12 protein-coding genes are annotated in these 15,380 nt (G+C 66.4%); all 12 read left to right on the plus strand.

Annotated elements, in window-relative coordinates:
* The first annotated feature begins 275 nt into the window (after nt 1-275).
* The 12 genes from argB to metW all read left to right on the plus strand — a co-directional run bounded on the left by argB (nt 276) and on the right by metW (nt 15,274).
* A complete protein-coding gene (gene argB, locus BCO18175_RS26665) occupies nt 276-1,175 on the plus strand; it encodes an acetylglutamate kinase (RefSeq protein WP_006490510.1) in 900 nt (299 codons plus the stop codon).
* A complete protein-coding gene (locus tag BCO18175_RS26670) occupies nt 1,172-1,963 on the plus strand; it encodes a pyrimidine 5'-nucleotidase (protein WP_174985542.1) in 792 nt (263 codons plus the stop codon). The genes argB and BCO18175_RS26670 overlap by 4 nt, the downstream gene beginning before the upstream one ends.
* Complete coding sequence (slmA, locus tag BCO18175_RS26675) at nt 1,930-2,595, plus strand: nucleoid occlusion factor SlmA (RefSeq protein ID WP_174985544.1); 666 nt, start codon at nt 1,930-1,932, stop codon at nt 2,593-2,595. Before BCO18175_RS26670 ends, slmA begins: the two co-directional genes overlap by 34 nt.
* Nucleotides 2,596-3,140: 545 nt before the next feature.
* Nucleotides 3,141-3,683 carry a fimbrial protein gene (locus tag BCO18175_RS26680; protein ID WP_174985546.1) on the plus strand — a complete coding sequence of 181 codons (543 nt, stop codon included), beginning with the start codon at nt 3,141-3,143 and terminating at the stop codon, nt 3,681-3,683.
* A gap of 106 nt (nt 3,684-3,789) precedes the next feature.
* A complete protein-coding gene (locus BCO18175_RS26685) occupies nt 3,790-4,554 on the plus strand; it encodes a fimbrial biogenesis chaperone (RefSeq protein WP_174985547.1) in 765 nt (254 codons plus the stop codon).
* A gap of 189 nt (nt 4,555-4,743) precedes the next feature.
* Nucleotides 4,744-7,353 carry a fimbria/pilus outer membrane usher protein gene (locus BCO18175_RS26690; RefSeq protein ID WP_254608172.1) on the plus strand — a complete coding sequence of 870 codons (2,610 nt, stop codon included), beginning with the start codon at nt 4,744-4,746 and terminating at the stop codon, nt 7,351-7,353.
* A 458-nt stretch (nt 7,354-7,811) separates the two neighbouring features.
* Nucleotides 7,812-8,357, plus strand: coding sequence for a fimbrial protein (locus BCO18175_RS26695; RefSeq protein WP_174985551.1), 546 nt, complete (start codon nt 7,812-7,814; stop codon nt 8,355-8,357).
* A gap of 69 nt (nt 8,358-8,426) precedes the next feature.
* The gene (locus BCO18175_RS26700; protein WP_174985553.1) at nt 8,427-8,636 is read left to right on the plus strand and encodes a hypothetical protein; all 210 of its coding nucleotides are present in this window, start codon (nt 8,427-8,429) and stop codon (nt 8,634-8,636) included.
* A 9-nt stretch (nt 8,637-8,645) separates the two neighbouring features.
* Entirely contained in the window at nt 8,646-9,749 is a 1,104-nt protein-coding gene (locus BCO18175_RS26705; RefSeq protein ID WP_174985555.1) for a fimbrial protein, read from the plus strand.
* A 523-nt stretch (nt 9,750-10,272) separates the two neighbouring features.
* Entirely contained in the window at nt 10,273-13,149 is a 2,877-nt protein-coding gene (locus BCO18175_RS26710) for an autotransporter outer membrane beta-barrel domain-containing protein (protein WP_174985669.1), read from the plus strand.
* Between the two features lie 374 nt (nt 13,150-13,523).
* Entirely contained in the window at nt 13,524-14,669 is a 1,146-nt protein-coding gene (metX, locus tag BCO18175_RS26715) for a homoserine O-succinyltransferase MetX (protein WP_174973595.1), read from the plus strand.
* Nucleotides 14,666-15,274, plus strand: a complete 609-nt coding sequence (metW, locus tag BCO18175_RS26720; RefSeq protein ID WP_174985557.1) for a methionine biosynthesis protein MetW — start codon at nt 14,666-14,668, stop codon at nt 15,272-15,274. The genes metX and metW overlap by 4 nt, the downstream gene beginning before the upstream one ends.
* Nucleotides 15,275-15,380 lie beyond the last annotated feature (106 nt).

Raw genomic sequence — 15,380 nt, forward strand, 5'->3', positions numbered from 1 at the left:
CCCTACGCGACAAGCATAGCGCGGCGAACGGATTTTGCACGCTAGCCATTCGGCCGATGGCCATCGCGAACGCTCGCGAACCGCCCCTCCGCCGACGCCCGCGCACCGCTGCCCGTATCGCGCCCGGCATCGCGCCGCGCCATAGCCGGCGGGCCGCCGCGCGCTGTGCCCCCTCGCGCCGCCGGTGTTCCGGCCCGTCCAAAAACCCGATGCTGCGCTGCGCCACTCCTGTACAATTCGCCGTGTTTCAACCGTTCCCAGCCAGAGCCGCCGCCATGTCCGAGCCCATCGACCTCTCGCAGATCGCCCCGACGCTGAAAGCAGAAATCCTCGCCGAGGCACTGCCGTACATTCGCCGTTACCACGGCAAGACCGTGGTCATCAAATACGGCGGCAACGCGATGACGGAAGAGCGGCTCAAGCAAGGCTTCGCGCGCGACGTGATCCTGCTGAAACTGGTCGGCATCAACCCGGTGATCGTCCACGGCGGCGGTCCGCAGATCGATCACGCACTGAAGAAGATCGGCAAGGCCGGCACCTTCATCCAGGGCATGCGCGTCACCGACGAAGAGACGATGGAAGTCGTCGAATGGGTGCTGGGCGGCGAAGTGCAGCAAGACATCGTGATGCTGATCAACCACTTCGGCGGCCACGCGGTGGGCCTGACGGGCAAGGACGGCGGCCTGATCCACGCGCGCAAGCTGCTGATGCCGGATCGCGACAACCCGGGCCAGTACATCGACATCGGCCAGGTCGGCGAAGTCGAGGCGATCAACCCGGCGGTCGTGAAGGCGCTGCAGGACGACGCGTTCATCCCGGTGATCTCGCCGATCGGTTTCGGTGAAGACGGCCTGTCGTACAACATCAACGCCGACCTCGTCGCGGGCAAGCTCGCCACCGTGCTGAACGCCGAGAAGCTGCTGATGATGACCAACATCCCGGGCGTGATGGACAAGGACGGCAACCTGCTGACCGATCTCTCCGCGCGCGAGATCGACGCGCTGTTCGAAGACGGCACGATCTCCGGCGGCATGCTGCCGAAGATCTCGTCGGCGCTCGACGCCGCGAAGAGCGGCGTGAAGTCGGTGCACATCGTCGACGGCCGGATCGAGCACTCGGTGCTGCTGGAAATCCTGACCGAGCAGCCGTTCGGCACGATGATCCGTTCGCATTGACTACACGCAGCAAGACCGCCACACCCGACTTGCCGGCCCGGCTGCGGCGCCGGCGCGTGTCGCGCAGCCGGCCCCGCGCCGGCGCGCCGGTGTGGCTGTTCGATCTCGACAACACCCTTCACCACGCATCGCACGCGATCTTTCCCGAGATCAACCGCGCGATGACGCAGTACATCATCGACGCGCTGCAGGTTGAGCGCGCCGAAGCCGACCGCCTGCGCAACGGCTACACAGAGCGCTACGGCGCCGCGCTCCTCGGCCTCACGCGCCATCACCCGATCGACCCGCACGACTTCCTGCGCGCGGTCCATACGTTTTCCGACCTGCCCGCGATGCTGCGCGCCGAACGCGGGCTGGCACGCATCGTCGCCTCGCTCCCCGGGCGCAAGTTCGTGCTGACCAACGCGCCGGAGAACTACGCGCGCGCGGTGCTGCGCGAGCTGCGCATCGAGCGGCTGTTCGAGCGCGTGATCGCGATCGAGCACATGCGCGACCGCCGCACGTGGCGCGCGAAGCCCGATCACACGATGCTGCGCCGGACGCTGCGCGCCGCGAACGCGCGCATGGCCGACGCGATCCTCGTCGAGGATACGCGCGGCCACCTGAAGCGCTACAAGCGTCTCGGCATCGGTACGGTGTGGATCACGGGCCACCTGCCCGGCCATTTGCCGACCACCGGTCGCCCGCACTATGTCGATCAACGCATTCGTTCGTTAAAATCGCTCCGACTGGGCACACGATCGGGGCGACAAAAATGCAGCCGACTTACCCGCAGGACCAAGCCGTAAAGGAAGACCAGGCCACACCCACCCGCGCGCGCCCGAAGCCGGGCGAGCGCCGCGTGATGATCCTGCAGACGCTCGCCGCGATGCTCGAGGCACCCAAGCCCGAGAAAATCACGACCGCCGCGCTCGCGGCGCGGCTCGACGTGTCGGAAGCCGCGCTGTACCGGCATTTCACCAGCAAGGCGAAGATGTACGAAGGGCTGATCGAGTTCATCGAGCAGGCCCTGTTCGGACTCGTCAACCAGATCGTCGCGAAGGAGCCGAACGGCGTGCAGCAGGCACGCACGATCGCGCTGACGATGCTCAATTTCGCCGCGAAGAACCCCGGCATGACGCGCGTGCTGACAGGCGAGGCGCTGGTCGGCGAGGACGAGCGGCTCACCGAACGCGTGAACCAGCTGCTCGACCGCATCGAGGCGACCGTCAAGCAATGCCTAAGGGTCGCCCGCACCGAGGCGAATGCACCGCAGGATGGTGCCGCGCCGTTCGCGTTGCCGGCCGACTACGATCCTGCCGCGCGCGCCAGCCTGCTCGTCAGCTACGTGATCGGGCGCTGGCACCGCTTCGCCAAGGGCGGGTTTCAGAAACCGCCCTCCGAGCAGGCCGACGCGCACCTGCAGCTGATCCTGCAATGACGTTCGCGACGGCGAACGCGCCCGGTCGCCGGGCTCGTCCGCCGGCATCGTCGATACGCACGAAGGCAACGCCGCGCGCCGCATGAGCTGACTCGCAGGCATACGCTCGAACCGGTCCGGCCGATGCCGGATCCGGTGTCGGACTGGCACACGCGATCCCCGCTCATTATTTCGCATTCCATATCAACCTGCTCGCCGTCCTTCTGACCGGCACGTCGCCTGACATGCGGACGAGCGCGCCAGCGCTGCCGCTCCGGCTGACCACACTTCTCTCCGACTCGCTCCTGCACCGCTACCGCTACGCGACGCCTCGGCCAGGCGCCCGCTGCGCTTAACCATTCTTCAAACAAATTCAGTACTTGTCCGACGCCTTCAAGTGGCGACTTAGAAATCGTCCAATTCTTTCGTCCGCCTTACTTGGAAATAATGCTTCCTGTTTCCTGGCGCTGTTGTCGACCGCCCGATCGCAACGCCGGCCTGGTCAGCGCGAAGGAAACGTCGGTGCGTCGTCTTTCGACGCAAGCCCCTTACCAACAGGTACTTACATGTCCAAAAAAGCACTTTCCATTCTGATGGCAACAGCGGGTCTCCTCGCCGTCGCTTCATCGGCCCAGGCAGCCGACGGCACGATCACGATCACCGGCGAGATCACCGCGCAGACCTGCACGATCTCGGGCGACGGCGGCGGCAAGGACTTCACCGTATCGCTGCCGACCGTATCGACGTCGTCACTCGCCACGTCCGGCGCGACCGCCGGCCGCAAGCCGTTCCGAATCGCGCTGTCGAACTGCTCGCCGAACTCGGGCAACGCATCGGTGTACTTCGAGCCGGGCCTGACGGTCAACGCAACGACCGGCCAGTTGAAGAACAACTCGGGCACGGCGACGAACGTCGAGGTCGGCCTGCTGAACAAGGACTCCAGCAACATCAAGCTCGGCGCGGCCCAGGCGCAGCAGAACTCGCAAACCGTCCCGATCGCGGGCGGCGCGGCAACCCTCGACTACTACGCGCAATACGTCGCAACGGGTGGCGCGGCGACCGCCGGCACGGTCAACACGTCGGTCATGTATTCGGTCTCGTACCAGTAAACCGGCCTCCCGACCCGCGGCCCGGGCACTCGAAGCAAGGGTGGCACGGGCCGCCTCCCCCGGCCGACGGGGCACATGTTTGTCAATCGAGAAGGAGAAATCGACGATGGGGATGCCAATGAACTGGCGCGCGCGCATGGGTGCCGCGATGCTGATCGCGTCGCTGGCCGGCGCGGGTGCGGCGGAAGCAAGCGTGGTGATCGGCGGCACACGCGTTGTCTATCCGGAAAAGGAGCGCGAGGTCACGGTCAAGCTGACCAACGAGGGCGACAGGCCGTCGCTCGTGCAGGCGTGGATCGACGACGGCAACCCCAGCGCGCTGCCGGACGACTCGAAGGTGCCGTTCATGCTGACACCTCCGCTGTTCCGCCTCGATCCGAACAAGGGGCAAAGCCTGAGGCTGATCTACACGAAGGAACCGCTCGCCCAGGACAAGGAAACGCTGTACTGGCTGAACGTGCTCGACGTCCCGCCGCAGGCGGCCGACGACCCTGATTCACCAAACCTGCTGCAGCTCGCGTTCCGTTCGCGCATCAAGCTGTTCTTCCGTCCCGCCGCGCTGCAGGGCGTGGCCGACGAATCCGCCGAAAAGGTGACCTGGAACTTCGCGCCGAAGGCCGGCGGCGGCTACGCGCTGGAAGCCAGGAATCCGACGCCTTACCACGTGACGTTCACCCAGCTGACCGTCAAGTCCGGCGCCACGACCTGGACCAACGCGGTGGGCGGCATGGTCAAGCCCGGAGCCACCGAGCGCTTCGACGTCGGCAACGTGCCGTCGCAGCCTGCCGGGCCGATCGAAGTCGACTACACGTTCCTCGACGACTACGGCGCGGGCGTCAAGGGCACCTACGCGCCAAAAGCGGCGCGCTGAAGTCTTCGTCCGTACCTGACTCCATCCCGTGTCGGATCGTTGGTGCAGTGATCGCACCGACGAGGGCACACCGTCGCTCGCACTATGACGATGCGGCATCAAAACGTTGAACTCATGCGAGCGAATCATCAAATTTGGCCATCGGAGGCCACCACACATTTCAAGCTCAGGCCGAGCTGCCTGTTCGTCATGGCGGCACTCGGCGGCTGGGCTGTCGATGCGGCCGCGGCCGACGCCACCGTCGAGCCAGCAGCCCGTTTCGAGGTCGCGCAGGTTCACTTCAACGACACGTTGATGATGAAGCCGCGCGGGCAGCGACTCGATCTCGACCGCTTCGCGAAGGGTAATCCGGTCACGCCCGGCGACTATGTGGTCGATCTCTACGTCAACGGGCAGTGGAACGGCCGCTCGACCGTGAATTTCGCCGCGGAAAGCGGGTCGGTCAATGCAAAGCCGTGCTTCGATCGCACGCTGGTCTCCCGGCTCGGCTTCGACGACCAGGCGCTCACCGACGCCGCGCGCGCCGAACTGGTACGCGTGCAGGCGGGCGAATGCACGGACATCGAGAAGCTCGTCGCCGACGCGACGTACGAATTCGACATGGCCGACCTGCGCCTGAACGTGAGCATTCCGCAGGCGGCGCTGCTGCGCAACCCGCGCGGCTACGTCAGTCCGGAACTGTGGGACATCGGCGTGCCGAGCGCGACCGTCAAGTACAACGCGAACGTGTTTCGCAACACCGCATCGGGCTATGAGAGCACCCAGGCGTACCTGGGCCTGAACACGGGCGTCAACGTCGGGAACTGGCATTTCCGGCACAACGGCACCTATACGGCCCAATCGCAGGGCGACAACCGCTACCAGAGCCTCAACACGTACGTGCAGCGCGACCTGCCGGCCTGGCGCAGCCAGTTGAAGCTCGGCGAGACCTATACCGACGGCACGCTGTTCGACAGCGTCGGCATGCGCGGCGCCACGCTCGAGACGGACGACCGGATGCTGCCCGACTCGATGCGCGGCTATGCGCCGGTGGTTCGCGGCGTCGCGTCGAGCAACGCGCACGTCAAGGTGTCGCAGAACGGCAACGTGCTCTACGAGACGAACGTCGCGCCGGGCCCGTTCCAGATCGACGATCTGTACCCGACCGGCTACGGCGGCAACCTGCTCGTCACCGTGACCGAAGCCGACGGCAGGAAACACAGCTTCACCGTGCCGTACGCGTCGGTCGTGCAATCGTTGCGCCCGGGCATCAAGCGTTACAGGATCGCGGTAGGCCAGATGCGCGAGCCCCAGCTCAACCGTCACCCGAATTTCGCACAGGCCACATATCAGCGCGGCATCAACAACCTGCTGACCGGCTATGTCGGCGCGATCGTCGCGGAAAGCTACCTGGCCGGGCTGGTCGGCGCGGCGTTCAACACGCCGGTGGGCGCGCTCGCCGTCGACGTCACGCACGCCAGCGCGCGCATACCCGGCGTATCGGCGACGAGCGGTCAGAGCGTGCGCGTGAGCTACAGCAAGTTCCTCGAGCCGACCGGCACGAACATCGCGGTCGCCGCGTATCGCTACTCGTCGCGCGGCTACTGGACGATGCGCGATGCGATGTACGCCCGCGAGCGGGCGGCCGCGGGCGCGGATCCGAACGATGCATACCGGCAACGCAACCAGATCCAGCTCACGCTGAACCAGACGCTCGGCGAAGGGCGCGGCAGCCTGTTCGCGGTGGGTTCGACGGCCAGCTACTGGAATCGTCAGGGCACCACCACGCAGTTCCAGCTCGGCTACAACAACAACCTCCGCGTGGGCCGTCTCAACCTGAGCTACAACCTGTCGGTCTCGCGGCAGCGCGACGGCTACACCGGCAGGTTGAACAACCAGGTGTACGCGAACGTCACGCTCCCGCTCGGCCGGGGGTCGTACGCGCCGACGCTGAGCACGAGCGTCACGCACGACAACCAGGGCGGCACGCTGGGCCAGATGTCGCTGAGCGGCTCCGCGGGCGCGACCAACGCGTTCTCGTACGGCGTGAACGCCACCACCGGCGGCGGTACGACCTCCGGCGGCGGCAACGCGCAGTATCGCAGCCCGTTCGCGACCCTGTCGGGCAGCGCGAGCGGCGGCAGCGGCTACTCGAGCGTGTCCGCCGGCGTATCGGGCGCGCTTGTCGGTCATGCAGGCGGCGTCACGCTGGCCAACGACCTCGGCGAAACAGCCGCGATCATCGAAGCGAAGGACGCCGTCGGCGCGCGCATCACGAGCGGCACGGACGTCCGGATCGACCGGCGCGGTTATGCGGTGCTGCCGTATCTGACGCCGTACCAGATGAACACCGTCGAACTCGATCCGAAGGGCATTCCGCTGGACGTCGAGATGCTGTCGACGAGCCAGCAGATCGCGCCGCACGCGAACTCGATCGTGAAGATCAAGTTCGCGACCGTCAGCGGGCGGGCGGCGTTGCTCACGGTGCGTCAGCCGAACGGCGGCGCGTTGCCGTTCGGCGCCAGCGTGCTGGACGAACACGGCCAGATGGTCGGCGCGCTCGGGCAAGGCGGCCACCTGTTCGTTCGCGGGCTGAACGAGTCCGGCACGCTCACCGCTAAATGGGGTAATCGCGCGACGGAGTCCTGCCAGTTCACCTATCACCTGCCGACCAAGCAACGCGATAGCGATGTGTATGCGCGTGCCGATGCGATCTGCGATTACGGCGTACCCAAAACCAACAGCCAGCGCGGCTCGTCGACACCGGGCAATGCCGAGTCGCACGCCGATGCACATCACGACACGACGACACAGCGCTAAGTGTCCAGGAACGGGAGATTTTTCAGATGAACTCGACTCGCCGCATCAATACAGCGAATCCATCCGCACGCCTGGCGCGCGGATTCACCACAGCGATTGCGGCACGCGAGTCGACATTTTCGTGCGCACATCGGGTCGCGTGCATCGGTCCGGACGAGGCGAATATCGATCGGTATTCGTTTTCATTCGGCAACGTGCTCGTTCCGGCCAATGCGCCCGGCGTCACCGTCTTTCGGGGAAGCGTCAGGTTGTCCGGCCTGTCGCAAACGACCTGCACGCCGCCCCGGCGGCCACCGGCTCAGCCGGTGGCCTCAACAGGCTTCTGCTCAGCAATCCGAACGGGTTGCATCGGGAGGCCACTGTTGGACGAAACCGCGCGTCATCCGTATCGCCGGTCACGGCATGCGGACGGCGCGACGGCGGAGTCCGTTTATCTACCTAGTACCAGAGGAATTGACATGAAATTCGCACTCTCCAGCATCGCCGCCCTGACCGTGGCTGCCGCAGCGGCCCTGCCGGCCGTTTCGCACGCCGCCGACGGCACCATCACGATCACCGGCAAGATCGGTACGCAGACCTGCACGATCGACGGCAACGGCACCGGCGGCAAGGATTTCTCGGTTGGCCTGCCGAAGGTATCGACGTCGTCGCTCGCGTCCGGCGGGTCCACCGCGGGCCGCACGCCGTTCAATATCGGCCTGAAGAACTGCTCGCCGGCCACCGGCAACGTCTACACGCACTTCGAGCCGGGCACGACGGTCAACTCGACGACCGGCCAGTTGCTCAACGCATCGGGCACGGCGAAGAACGTCGAAGTCGGCCTGCTCAACGGCGCTGACCAAAGCAACATCGGGCTCGGCAAGGCAGACGAAAACTCGACGGCCGTCGCGCTGGTGAACGGCGCCGCGACGCTGCCGTACTACGCGCAGTACGTCGCAACGGGCGGCCCTGCCGGCCAGGGTACGGTGAATACGTCGGTGATGTACTCGATCATGTATCAGTAACCACCCCGCGCGCGTCATGCGCGCGCCCGCGCGTCGATCATCCATCGATCGATGCGCGGGCAACCATTCATGCGCGCCGGCGTCATCGGCGACGGAAAGCGCTTGCCGCTGCGCATGCCGCCCTACGCGGCGGCGATCAAAGTCGCGCGAAGCAACGCAAACACCCCGATCGCCTGCTCTTCACTGAACCGCGACTTCCGCATGAAAAGCTTTTTCTGCGGCCTTGCCACTCGCTTTACAGCGGAATATTCACCGTGGAATCGGTCGGGCCGGCCATAAGAGGTGCAAATGATTTCGATTGAAAACAGATTTATCGCTCGAATATTGAAGTACTCGTTGAGCCTCGGCATTGCCTGGCTGGGCACGATCAATTTCGCCCATGCGGCCCCGCTGCCCCCGCCGACCCAGCTCGTCTGCGTCACTTCAGGCAATAGCTGGAACGAGGTTAATGGTGGCTTTACGCAGTTCGATTTCCCGAAAGTCGTCGTCCCGCCCCAAACACCGGACGGCGCCGTCATTGCAACGGTCATTGTGAACATTCCCTATTCTTGCCCCCCGAACAAGGCAGGCAACGGCGGGGACGGCGGGTACGAAGTTTGGGCCCTGGACCGGTCGGGCTACCCCTCCCAGTTCCCGGGCGTCGGGAGATACTCCGGCTTTTGGTCAGAGTATCCGATATTTGAATGGATCGGCTTTCGCAAGACAAACCTGGAGACAGGTCAAGTCATGCCCGTGACCAGCAGCCAGCAGCAATGGGGGGCACCGCTTCCCGCACCCACCGACATCACGGGCACGATCAGGGTCAAGTATGAAATGATCAAGCTGAGCGACAAAATCTACAACGCCAAACTACCGTTGGGGGCTTTCCGCATGCTGAGCTTTGAGTTCCGGAGGCGGTGGCCCGGAAGCGGTGCGACAGGGCACCACGCCCTTACTTGGACCAGCTCTGGCTCAACGATCGAGCCGATGAAAAAAAGCTGCGACGTGACGACGACGGATGTCCGCGTACCGATGCCGCCGGTCAGCAGCGGCAAGCTGAATGGTGTCGGCGCCACGGCGGGCGATACGGGTTTCAACATCGGACTGTCCTGCAAGGCAGGCTCGAATGTATTCGTGACGCTGACCGATCTGACCGACGTCACGAACCGAAGCGACCTGCTGACGCTGGCGCAGGGCTCATCGGCGACGGGCGTGAAGCTCCGCGTGACGCGGAACGGACAACCCGTTTTTTACGGCCCCGACTCGGCCGCGGTCGGCAACCAGAACCAGTGGTATGTCGCACCGTCGTCGGGATTGACGAATATTCCGCTCAGCGTGCAATACGTCGCCACCGGGCCCGTTACCGCCGGAACGGTGAAGGGCGTTGCAACGTTCACCATGAGCTACCAGTGAATGGATGCCCGCGCACCGGCTCGTTGCCGTGGCGCGGGTGCATCGCGGCGCATATGCCCCGCTCGCCCGGCGCGGGTTGTCGATACACACGCGACAGACGTGCGCGGGCATCGCGTAGCCGTCTGGCCGGCGACGCGAATGCGCCCACGCGGCACGCCGTCATCCCGGCGGGCTCGTGCCACCGCCACGGCATGCGACGCCGCCATTCGGTGATTCGACGCACGCGCGACACAACTTGATCGACCTGCACGGCATGCCGTTGCATCCATCGCCCGTTCCACCATGATCGCCCGCGGCATACCCCCACTGCCCGGATCGCGCGCCTCGGATTTCAATGGCGCGCCATGCAATCGACCCGCTTCTGTCGAAATTCGAACTCGTCCAATTTCACATATCACCCGCTCAGGCTAACTTTTACCCATTCCATTGATATCGAGGTGAGCAGGTGAATCGCAGGTTCCCATTCATTCCCGTCCGCACCGGCCGGCGTCTCGCACGCTCCGCGCTGCTCGCCGGTGCGGTGATGCCGTGGCCGTCGGTGGCCGAGGTCAACACCGGTGGCGCGCAGCAGGCGGACGGCGTCACGCTCGAGGTCGCACCGGGCTTCTACTCGACGATCGTCTCCGGCGAAGCCGTGTTCTCCGCCGTCAACGGCGGCGTGCTGACCACCACCGGCAAGACTCGCCTGTTCTCGTCCGGCAACGTCGCGGCGGGCGCTGCCGCGTGGGGGCGCGGCTCGCGCGTCGAGCTGCGCGACACCGAAATCCGGACCCGCGGCGGCTCCAGTGCCGGCATCGACATCCGCTACGGCGGCAGCGCGGCGGCGGAACGCATCTCCATCGATACCGACGGCGACTATTCGCACGGCGCGTCGCTCGACGGCAACGGCAGCCGGTTCGACCTCACCGACAGCGTGATCGTGACGCGCGGCAAGGAGGCATACGGCATTGCCGTCAATTACGCGCCCGGCGGCGCGATCGACGTCGCCGACACGCTGATCCGCACCAGCGGCATGTTCGCCTATGGCCTCTCCATCAGCTACGACGACGTCCGCGCAGCACTGACTCGCGCCGACATCCGGACGACCGGCGACTATTCATCGGCGATCCATCTGCCCAGCGCTACCACGGCCACGCTCACCGATTCGCACCTGGAAACCGACGGCTATGCCGCGATCGGCGTGGATACGCGTGAAGCCAGCGTCGACCTCTCACGCACGCGTGTCGTCACGCATGGCGAAAGCGCACACGGGCTGTACGCGTCGAAGGAATACACCGATACCCCCGTCGTGCAGGCCAGCGACACGTTCGTCACGACCACCGGCAAGCGTGCGATCGGCGCGATCGCGCGGCTCGGCGGTCAAGTCGCGATGAACGGCGGCGGCATCGAAACCAGCGGCGAGCGCGCCTACGGCGTGCTGTCGAGCGGCAACGGCTCCCGCACCACGCTGGCGGACATGACCGTCTACACGCATGGCGAGAACGCCACCGCGGTCTATGCCGGTGCCGGCGGCACGATCGACCTGGCGGGCACCGATGCGCGGACGACCGGCAACGGCGCTGCCGCAGCCGCTGTCGGCAGCGGCGGCATGCTGAATGTCGATGGCGGCTCGCTCGTCAGCGAACGCAGCAACGCGATCGCCGCATCCGGCGCAGCCATTTCACTGCGAAACGGCGCGCGCGCTTTCGGCGGCAATGGAACGCTGATGTCCGTGTACGCGGAGTCCGGCGAGCCCGTTCGGTTGTCGCTCGATACCGGCGCGCAGGCCGAAGGCGGCATCATGAATGTCCCGGACGACGACGGCAACCCGACACCGCCCGTCACCGACGTCGCACTCTCCGGCGCCTCCATGTGGACGGGTGCGACCGGCGTCGTCCGCACCCTGTCGCTCGACGGCGGCAGCCAGTGGACGGTCACTCGCGATTCGACGGTCGGCTCCATCGCGCTGAACGATTCGACCATCGCGTTCGCAACGCCCGACGCCGGCACACCGCGCACGCTCGTCGTCAACGGCGACTATGCGGCCCGGAACGGCCGGCTGCTGGTCCACACGACGCTGCACGACGACACGTCGCCCACCGACCGGCTCGTGATCGACGGCGGACATGCATCGGGCAACACGGGCATCATCGTGAAGCGTTCGGGTGGCGAAGGCGCGCAGACCACGGTCGGCATCCCGATCGTCGAGACCCGCAACGGCGGCACGACGGACGCCGCCGCGTTCGCGCTCGATGCCGCGTCGGACGGCTACCGGCAGGGCTTCGGCACGCTGTCGGCCGGCGGCTACGACTACATGCTCGCGCGTGGCGGCCAGGGCGGCAACGCAGACGACTGGTATCTCGTTTCCGCCGCGAAACCCGAGCCGCCGCCGCCCGGCCCCGTCGATCCCGATCCGCCCATCGGCCCGGAGATCACGCCACCGTCGCCGCGCGCCGCCGCACCCGAGCCCGACGCCTATCTCGCGAACGCCGACGCAGCCGCGACGATGGCGATCCACACGCTGCATCAGCGGGAAGACCAGTCGCTGCGCACCGATCGCGCAGGATCGCAACCGCTCGACGGCGCCGCGTGGTTGCGTGCCGAAGGCCAGTTCACGTCGATGTCGGGCGGTGCGCGCAGCGTGTCGGGTAACGGCCGCCTGGTACACGCGGGGGCCGACCTGCTCCGCTTCGATGACGGCCGCGGCGGCCGCATCCGGGTCGGCGCGATGGGCATGTACGGCAGCCAGACGAGCTGGTCGACGCGCCCGCTGTGGAATGCCGCCGAGCAACGTATCGCGGATGCGACCGCGCGCGGCAGCGTCGAAGGTTACAACGTCGGCCTGTACGGCACGTGGTACGGCAACCGCGACATCCTGTCCGGCCCGTATGTCGATGCGTGGTTCATGTACGGCGCGTATGCGAACCGGGTCGGCGGCAGTCTCGCCGGCGATTCGTACCGGTCGCGCACCGTCACGGGCTCGGTCGAAGCCGGCCACTCGTTCCGCTTCTACGAGCGCGGCGACACGCGCTTCTTCGTCGAGCCGCAGGCGCAACTCGTCGTGTCGGACTATCGTGCGGCCGCACACCATACGGCAGGCGGCTATCTCGACGGCCAGGGCTCGACGGACGTGCAGACCCGCGTCGGCGTACGCGTGCACGGCGTCACCGCGATCGCGGCCGGCCGCGAGCTGCGCCCGTTCATCGAGGCAAACTGGTGGCACGGCCCCGGCTCGCGGTCGCTGACACTCGACGGCAACGCGTTCTCGTTCAGCGTGCCGCGCGACCGCGCCGCGTTCCGCATCGGTGCGACGGGGCAGATATCGAAGCGCTTCGCGGTATCGGCCAGCCTCGGCGTGGAGGCGAACTTGTCCGACTACGCGGTGGTCAAGGGCGGATTCGCCGCGAAGTACCGCTGGTAACGCGACGCCACGGCACGGCGGCGGCCTGACGGACCACGCCGCCCCTTCCATACGGCGCCGAACGCCGCCGCCCGTGCAGGCCGCCGCATCCGACGCGGCAACACCCGGGGTAGCCGCCAGCCGGACACCCCGGCGCGCCCGAATCCGCGCTCCACAATTTCCGCTATACTTTGCCGACTGCCGCCCCTTGGGCGGTATGTCGGAAGCGCGCCGATTTGCTGACTCGATTGCGGGCGCGCGAACCGGCCGGGGTCTTGATGTGTCTTGTGTCCCGGCGGTTCACTACAAATGCGGCTAAAGAGGTCGTCAGCCGCGCATCTCCGACTCCGCGCATCGCCGACACCATTTAGCTGCCCAGTCATAAGGCGGAACGAATGGAATCGATCGGCATCGTCGCTCCACAGACCATGCACTTCGCCGAACCGCTGCGCTTGCAAAGCGGCAGCGTGATCGGCAACTATCAGCTTGTCGTCGAGACGTACGGCGAACTCAACGCCGCGCGCTCGAACGCGGTGCTCGTCTGCCACGCACTCAACGCGTCGCACCACGTCGCCGGCGTCTACGCGGACGATCCGCGCAGCACCGGCTGGTGGGACAACATGGTCGGCCCCGGCAAGCCGCTCGACACCAACCGCTTCTTCGTGATCGGCGTGAACAACCTCGGCTCGTGCTTCGGCTCGACCGGCCCGATGAGCATCGACCCGTCGACCGGCAAGCCGTACGGCGCGAGCTTCCCGGTCGTCACCGTCGAGGACTGGGTGCACGCGCAGGCGCGCGTCGCGGATGCCTTCGGCATCGACCGCTTCGCCGCGGTGATGGGCGGCAGCCTCGGCGGCATGCAGGCGCTCGCGTGGAGCCTGATGTATCCGGAGCGCGTCGCGCACTGCATCGACATCGCGTCCACACCGAAGCTGTCCGCGCAGAACATCGCGTTCAACGAGGTCGCGCGCTCGGCGATCCTGTCCGATCCCGATTTCCACGGCGGCGACTACTACGCGCACGGCGTGAAGCCGAAGCGCGGCCTGCGCGTCGCGCGGATGATCGGCCACATCACGTACCTGTCCGACGACGACATGGCCGAGAAATTCGGCCGTGCGCTGCGCCGCGCCGACGGCGCGCTCGACGCGTACAACTTCAGCTTCGACGTCGAATTCGAGGTCGAGTCGTACCTGCGCTACCAGGGCGACAAGTTCGCCGACTACTTCGACGCGAACACCTACCTGCTGATCACGCGCGCGCTCGACTACTTCGACCCGGCGAAGGCGTTCGACGGCAACCTGACGGCCGCACTCGCGCACACGCAGGCGAAATACCTGATCGCGAGCTTCTCGACCGACTGGCGTTTCGCGCCGGCCCGCTCGCGCGAGATCGTGAAGGCGCTGCTCGACAACAAACGCACGGTCAGCTACGCGGAAATCGATGCGCCGCACGGCCACGACGCGTTCCTGCTCGACGACGCGCGCTATCACAACCTGCTCCGCGCGTATTACGAACGAATCGCCATCGAGGTGGGTGCATGAACCAGCAAGCACTGAATTCCCTGTCCGCGCGCGCGGATTTCCGCACGATCGCGCGCTGGGTCGAACCGCGCTCGACGGTGCTCGACCTCGGTTGCGGCGACGGCTCGCTGCTCGCGCTGCTGATGGAAGAGCTGGACGTGACCGGCTACGGGATCGAGCTGAACGACGCGGGCGTGCTCGCGAGCGCGAAGAGCGGCATCAACGTGATCCAGCAGAACCTGGAAGACGGCCTGCGCCTGTTCGAGGATCACAGCTTCGACATCGCGATCCTGTCGCAGACTTTGCAGACGATTCACCAGACGGCCGCGATCCTGCGCGAAACCGCGCGGGTCGGGCGCGAATGCATCGTGTCGTTCCCGAACTTCGGCTACTGGCCGCACCGGCTGTCGGTGCTGAACGGCCGGATGCCGGTGTCGAAGTCGCTGCCCTACCAGTGGCACAACACGCCGAACGTCCGGGTGCTGACGATCGAGGATTTCGAGGCGCTCGCGCCCGAAGTCGGCGTGACGATCCTCGACCGCGTGGTGCTGCACGGAGGCCAACCGATTCGATGGGGAGCGAACTGGCGTGGTAGTCTTGCTGTCTACCGCGTCAAGCGCAGCTGAGCCGGGGAGCCGTTGACGGACGCCGACGGCCCGCACGCACGCACGTGCGGCCGCGCCGCTGCGCTACCCGCGCCGCTGCCTGCGCTGTCGCCGCAATCAGTCAACG

Origin of the sequence: Burkholderia lata, from assembly GCF_902499335.1 — a bacterium.
In the GTDB taxonomy this organism is placed as follows: domain Bacteria; phylum Pseudomonadota; class Gammaproteobacteria; order Burkholderiales; family Burkholderiaceae; genus Burkholderia; species Burkholderia lata_B.